Source organism: Bacillus sp. AP50, from assembly GCF_040492675.1.
GTDB lineage: Bacteria > Bacillota > Bacilli > Bacillales > Bacillaceae_G > Bacillus_A > Bacillus_A cereus.
On record NZ_JBEUTW010000088.1, the window covers coordinates 1 to 6060 of the forward strand.

Genomic DNA, 6060 nt, shown 5'->3' on the forward strand with positions numbered 1-6060 from the left:
AGCAATATTGGAGTTAATTAAAGATGAACGTTTGTAAAAGGTATTCATTGAAAAAACGTTTATAAAATAAACTTAATCACCTTTATAAACTGGATATTTCAATATTTCGTATATAAACCCTTTTTGTTTGTAAAGATATACCTTTATAAACGGAAGTTCACTTTCTTCATTGTTGTATGGAACTCTTCTTTTCTGATAGGGGGAGGATCTCTACATTGGGAAATACGTCAATTTCTTTGGTGCATATAATTTTGAGGAGTTACATTTGACTAATTTACAATCCTTACGTCCTTTGTATATAAAAGAGCTGACTTATTTTTAATAAGGTAAAATCTGGATTTTTTTGTCTGAACGTACTTTGCTTGTTTTTTTGAAATGTTAATGTTGCTCTTTGTAGGGCAAAGGGAAAAAATATTAAATATTAAGAATAGTTAGTGTTAATTATATCAATTTACTACATATTACATTTATGTAAATATTATTATAATTACATTTTTTTAAACTTTCCCCTAATAAAGTTTTGAAAGAGTTATCTCTGTATTCTCCATGTTGTAAATATGCAAAGAAGAGAGAAAATTAATATTATTATAATGGGATTTTAAAATGAAATTTATAACATTTTAAGAGAAATAATACCTTGATTTCGACGTAATGGAATGAATCTGGAAGGGGGGGCTATGTTCCCAGCTTGTACAAATGAAGAAATTATTGTTTCAACAGGCAATGGCGAATCAATCGTAGAAATAGGTACTTTCCGTGTGAAAGTTAAAGTTGAAAATGCTGCTGGTTTAATTGATACAATGTACACAGCGTCAGTAAAATTAACAAGATAAAATAATTGAAAATTGGGAGGAATTTCACATGAAACCATGGAAAAAGAAAATGGGTATGACAATGTTGGCTTCAGCAATGGCATTAGGAGGTGTAGCTACTCTAGAATTAGTTAACCCCGTATCAAAAGCAGCTGCGGCTTCAGGTTACGGAGCTAGCGTAAATACAACAAAAGCAAATCATTATGTTGGTACAGATTCATATATACATATTAAAATTAAAAATGACAACAAAGCTTATGAAGTTGAGCTTCGTATACAACCACAAATTCAGCGCACAAATGGCACGTGGGAAAATGTGAATAAACCTTTAATTTCTTGGTTTGTACCTGGAGAATATGTAGGAATGAACATTGATATTGGTAGAGTCAATTATGATGGCGTAGGCATTTATGAAAAAGGCAAATATCGTTTGAAAGTTGATACGTACAAAACAACATCTTCAGGTTCTGTATATTTAGGAACGTTTAACACAGACGTATTTTATTTAAAATAATATCAATAATAAAACTCCCTTTTAGGAGTTTTCAGAGTAAGGTAAGAGGTATCGAGGATTTAATAGTAGATTCTTTTTAGGACTTTTTAGGGTAGAAAAATACTAACCATATAGAAGTATATTTATAGCGGACGCCCCTATGATGGGAGTATCCGTTTTTTGTTTTAGGGGTACAGACCCACATCCATCAACTTAAGGATTCGGGCTATTTTTGAAATTAAAAGCGCGTTACTATTTTCTTATATTAATGAGAAAGGGTGACGTGCTTTTTATGAATATGCATCAAAAGCAAGAGTTGTCTTTATTTGCCGAAGAGTTATATCGATATATGTCTCCCGCTACACTTAATCAATTAGCTATAGAAGCAGGCGGGATGAAACGAAAACGGAAGTGCCACGGGCATCATTTTTTATCTTTGTATGTATGGCTAAATCAACAAGTCGCTACTACCTCTCTTACCCAACTATGTAGTCAATTAGAAACTTCAACAGGAGTTTTATTAAGTCCGGAAGGACTTAATCGGCGATTTAACTCGGCTTCCGTAGCCTTTTTTCGTACTGTATTTACTACGCTTCTACAGGCTAAGATTGGAGGCGTATCTAAGATTTCTCATTCTCTTTCTTCCTACTTTGAGCGCATTCGCATCCTTGATTCTACAACCTTTCAAGTTCCAGATCGATTCGCAGCTATGTATCCTGGTGCCGGAGGATGTAGTCATAAAGCTGGTGTGAAAATTCAACTAGAGTATGACTTGTTGAGTGGAGAGTTTTCTGATGTGAAAATTGAACCAGGAAAACGAAGTGATCAGGCGTATGGTGCGACTCGAACAGACATGATACAAAAGAATGAGCTGTATATCCGTGACTTAGGATATTTTCGTCTACAAGACTTTAAGTCTATTCAAGACAAGCAGGGGTATTATTTATCCCGTCTTAAGTTACCGACTAAAATATATAGAAAAGAGTTCGAAACAGTCGTATTTAAAACAAAACCTCCTCAATTGAAACCAGTATATATACAAATTCATTTGGAAGACATTATGAAACAATTAAAACCTGGCCAAGTTTATGAATTACACGATGTATATGTAGGGAGTAAAGACAAACTGCCTACTCGTATTGTAGTTTATAGATGTACCGAGGAGCAAAAACAGAAACGCTTACGTGACCGAGCTATTCGTGAAAAGAAAAAAGGGATTACATATACAGAGCGCACGAAGCTTTTACAAGGTATCACGGTATATATGACAAACATTCCTACGGAATGGGTACCAAAAGAGAAAATCTATGACCTATATTCATTACGTTGGCAAATTGAGCTGTTATTTAAAATATGGAAATCTTGGTTTCAAATTCATCGTTGTAAATCTATTAAACAAGAGCGATTAGAATGTCATCTTTATGGGCAACTCATTAGTATTCTATTATGTTCTTCTACTATGTTTAAAATGCGAGAACTCCTATTACGTAAAAAACAGAAAGAACTAAGTGAATATAAAGCAATGTATATAATTAAGGATTATTTTTCACTTTTTTACCAAGCATTACACAAAAACACCCAAGAATTATCAAAGGTTCTCCTTCGTCTGTTTAACCTCCTACAGCACAACGGACGAAAATCTCATCGGTACGAGAAAAAGACAGTCTTTGATATTTTGGATGTTGTTTATGAGTATACCACTTCTAATCCTCAGGTAGCATAGTAAAAAATTGAAACCTGTCAGGGTTTATTTGATATGCCTACTTTTATAAAATCTATAAAAGATAATAAAAAATTATATAAAAAAACCACATTTTGTTTGAAAATATCCCTTAAGTTGATGGATGTGGGGTACAGACCCATGCCCATCAAGCTAACCAAGTAAATTACTAGTTACGAAATAATCCTTGTTTCAAAACTAGCAAGTGATAGAAAAGTGGGCATGCTAAATAAGCCTATTAAAACACGATTTTTTCGCTAGGCAGCTTGTCTATGCTTCACCGTCGTTTTATACACAATCCCTAGAATATCAAAGACGGTCATCTGCTTATGTCTATGACATTTACGACCATTCTTTTTGAGCAGTTGATAAAGGCGATGCAGAATTTTTAAAAGTTCTGCTGTACCAACAGCTATTGCTTGAAACAGTGACGGAAAGTAATCTTTAATCATATAAATCGCTTTGTATTCACTCAGCTCCTGCTTTTTCTTTTCAAGTAGAAACTGGCGCATATGAAACATCGTAGAAGAACAGAGGAGAATGCTGATGAGCTGTCCATATAAATGGCACTCTAGGCGTTCTCTTTTTATATTTTGACATTCATCAATTTTAAAGAATGACTTCCACGTTTTAAACAAAATTTCAATCTGCCAACGAAGTGAATATAATGAATGCACGTAGTTCGTCGGTACTTCTTCTAGTGATGTATTCGTGATATATACATTCATGCCCATTAAACGTTTACTTTTATCCTTCATGACAATGCCTTTCTTCTTTTCACGTATTGCTTAGTTTTTCAGACGTGTTTGCGTTTGATTATCGGTTAAACGATGAATAATGACACGTGCTGGAAGTTTCTGATTTTGACCAATGTATGCCTCGGGGATTTCCATCGTTTGACCGGGGATTAGATCAGACATCATTTGTGTCATATCAAGCTGGATGTATTCTGTTTGCTTTTTTAACGTACCATTATTGAAGTATTCTGGGTCAGGGTTCTTGATATAAATGCGTGTATTCAACTTCAACCGTGAGATATAGTAAGCCTCTTTATCATGAATGGTTTGTAAGTCTCCTAAATCGAAGTAACCAAGATCACGTAAACACAAATCGCCTGCTTCTACGGTTTCAAGACAGATGGTACCATATGTTTTATCATTATTCTTTCCTGGTCCAAGCTGCACGTTAAGGAATTGACCGCTAAGTAAATCATATTCCAATTGAATTTTCACGCCTGCCTTATTACTACTCCCACCTGAACCTTGATATTCTGTGGCGAATTGATTAGGTAGTTGAAACACTGTTGCATCTAGAATACGGATACGATTTAAAGTAGAGATTATATGTGCAGAAAGTGAGTGATTTGAACAGAGTTTTTGTGTGAGAAGCGAAGTAAAAACTTCTCGAAGAAATACGACAGCTGCTGGATTAAAGCGTTGATTCAGTCCTTCTGGACTCATGAGTGTAGCTGTATTTGCATAAAGCTGACTACATAATCGAGTAAGAGAATCGCTTGCTACGTGTTGACTAATCCAAATACATAAAGCGGCCAAATCTCGTGCGCCATACTTACTTTTACGTTTTACAAAACCTGTCTCTTGTGCGAGTTGTTGAAGAATATGTGGAGATAGATATCGCTGTAACTCTTCAGCGAACAAATGAAACTCATCCTGAATCGATAGATTCATACAAAAACGCCATCCTTTCTGTATATTTCTACAAAAAGAATAACGTTTTCTGTGAATTATGGATATAAATTTATCTGAGGTTGATAATGATGTATGGTGACCCAATAGCCATCAATCTCAAATTTTGAAGTATCTCCAAAACAGTAAAACAATAAGTAATTACGTTTTTGTGTTTTTAAGTAGTAATTGAATAAATGAGATTATTTTGCAAAAGTATCCGCAACTAAATTGCTAAATTCTCTTAAGTAATGAAGATAATTATCCCCTCCATAATTGTATTTTTTATTATACATTTTTGCTACAACCACGTTATATTTAGGAATTACCAGGATAGTCGGGCCTGTGTTTCCAAGTATTTGGAATGAACCTACGGGTACCCTTTCACCCATTTCACTTTTTAAAGTATGGCCATTTTGGACATACCAAAATAGGCCATTTTCAGGGAGCGTTCTGTCTTTATAGATTGGACTTTGTACTTTTGTCGCAATTTCAATCACTTCTTTAGGAACTATTTGCTTTCCATTCATGAATCCTTTCTTTAAATGAAGATATCCCCAATATGCAAACTCTCTTGTAGAAACAAAGAGATTCCCTTCCAACCCACTTGTTGAATGATTGATTGGTAGTATCGCATCCCTACTGGGATCGGTAATTACTTTAACAAGCTCATCGATCTCTATTGTCCTCCAAGCAGTCTCTTTGAAATTAAGAGGCTCAAAAACTCTTTCTTTAAGTAATTGTGTAAAAGGCTTTTTGTATAAGTTGTTAATGAGTTTCGTCATCATGATGACCCCCATTCCTTTATACGCCCAACGCTCTCCTGGTCCAAATTCTCTAAAAATTGCTCCATCATTGTCATCAATTCCATGAGAATATGTCATTAAATGTCTTAAAGTGGTATCCCCAAGAACATCCCAATCATATTCATCAAAATAATCTCTTGCGTAATCATCTAAACTTTTAATTTTCCCCTCATAGAGGGCATAAGCAACCGCTAGACCCAGGTAACTTTTACGTGCAGAAGCAACATGGAATTGTGATGATTGCGAGATCTTTTTTGATGAAGCAACATTTGAATGCCTTCCGTTATAATGGTTTACTACAATTTTATCATTATGAATAACTATTAATGCCGAAGCTGTACTATAATTAAGCTCTTTTATTTTATCTACATACGAAATTAAGTGTTTATACTCGTCTGTCATCTCTCTTATGCCTCCATATATTATGTATTTACAACAAAAAAGCCCCCTTGTATAAGGAGGCACTGCGCTGCAAAAGGAATTACATTTAACAAATGACGCCAACATGGGTTCCTACTGTCCCATGTCACCTAATACTATATAC

At 34.6% G+C, this 6060-nt stretch carries 4 protein-coding genes and 1 pseudogene; 3 read left to right on the plus strand and 2 right to left on the minus strand.

What is annotated here, in order from left to right; genetic code table 11:
- The first annotated feature begins 677 nt into the window (after positions 1 to 677).
- The 3 genes from ABWK52_RS08295 (at position 678) to ABWK52_RS08305 (ending at position 3028) form a co-directional block, all read left to right on the plus strand.
- Positions 678 to 833, plus strand: a complete 156-nt coding sequence (locus tag ABWK52_RS08295) for a hypothetical protein (protein WP_170924503.1) — start codon at positions 678 to 680, stop codon at positions 831 to 833.
- Between the two features lie 28 nt (positions 834 to 861).
- On the plus strand, positions 862 to 1326 hold the full coding sequence (locus ABWK52_RS08300) for a hypothetical protein (protein ID WP_061661974.1): 465 nt from the start codon (positions 862 to 864) through the stop codon (positions 1324 to 1326).
- Between the two features lie 271 nt (positions 1327 to 1597).
- The gene (locus tag ABWK52_RS08305; protein WP_141537372.1) at positions 1598 to 3028 is read left to right on the plus strand and encodes an IS4 family transposase; all 1431 of its coding nucleotides are present in this window, start codon (positions 1598 to 1600) and stop codon (positions 3026 to 3028) included.
- Between the two features lie 254 nt (positions 3029 to 3282).
- Here ABWK52_RS08305 and ABWK52_RS08310 read toward each other — a convergent pair.
- Both ABWK52_RS08310 and ABWK52_RS08315 read right to left on the minus strand, forming a co-directional pair.
- Positions 3283 to 4713 (minus strand): annotated as a pseudogene (locus ABWK52_RS08310) (IS4 family transposase).
- Between the two features lie 200 nt (positions 4714 to 4913).
- Positions 4914 to 5918, minus strand: a complete 1005-nt coding sequence (locus tag ABWK52_RS08315) for a serine hydrolase domain-containing protein (protein WP_098541638.1) — start codon at positions 5916 to 5918, stop codon at positions 4914 to 4916.
- Between the last annotated feature and the right edge of the window lie 142 nt (positions 5919 to 6060).

Excerpts from the sequence above, each read along its gene's own strand:
- ABWK52_RS08295 (WP_170924503.1), top strand. The coding sequence starts at position 678 with ATGTTCCCAGCTTGTACAAATGAAGAAATTATTGTTTCAACAGGCAAT.
- ABWK52_RS08300 (WP_061661974.1), top strand. The coding sequence starts at position 862 with ATGAAACCATGGAAAAAGAAAATGGGTATGACAATGTTGGCTTCAGCA.
- ABWK52_RS08305 (WP_141537372.1), top strand. The coding sequence starts at position 1,598 with ATGAATATGCATCAAAAGCAAGAGTTGTCTTTATTTGCCGAAGAGTTA.
- ABWK52_RS08315 (WP_098541638.1), bottom strand. The coding sequence starts at position 5,918 with ATGACAGACGAGTATAAACACTTAATTTCGTATGTAGATAAAATAAAA.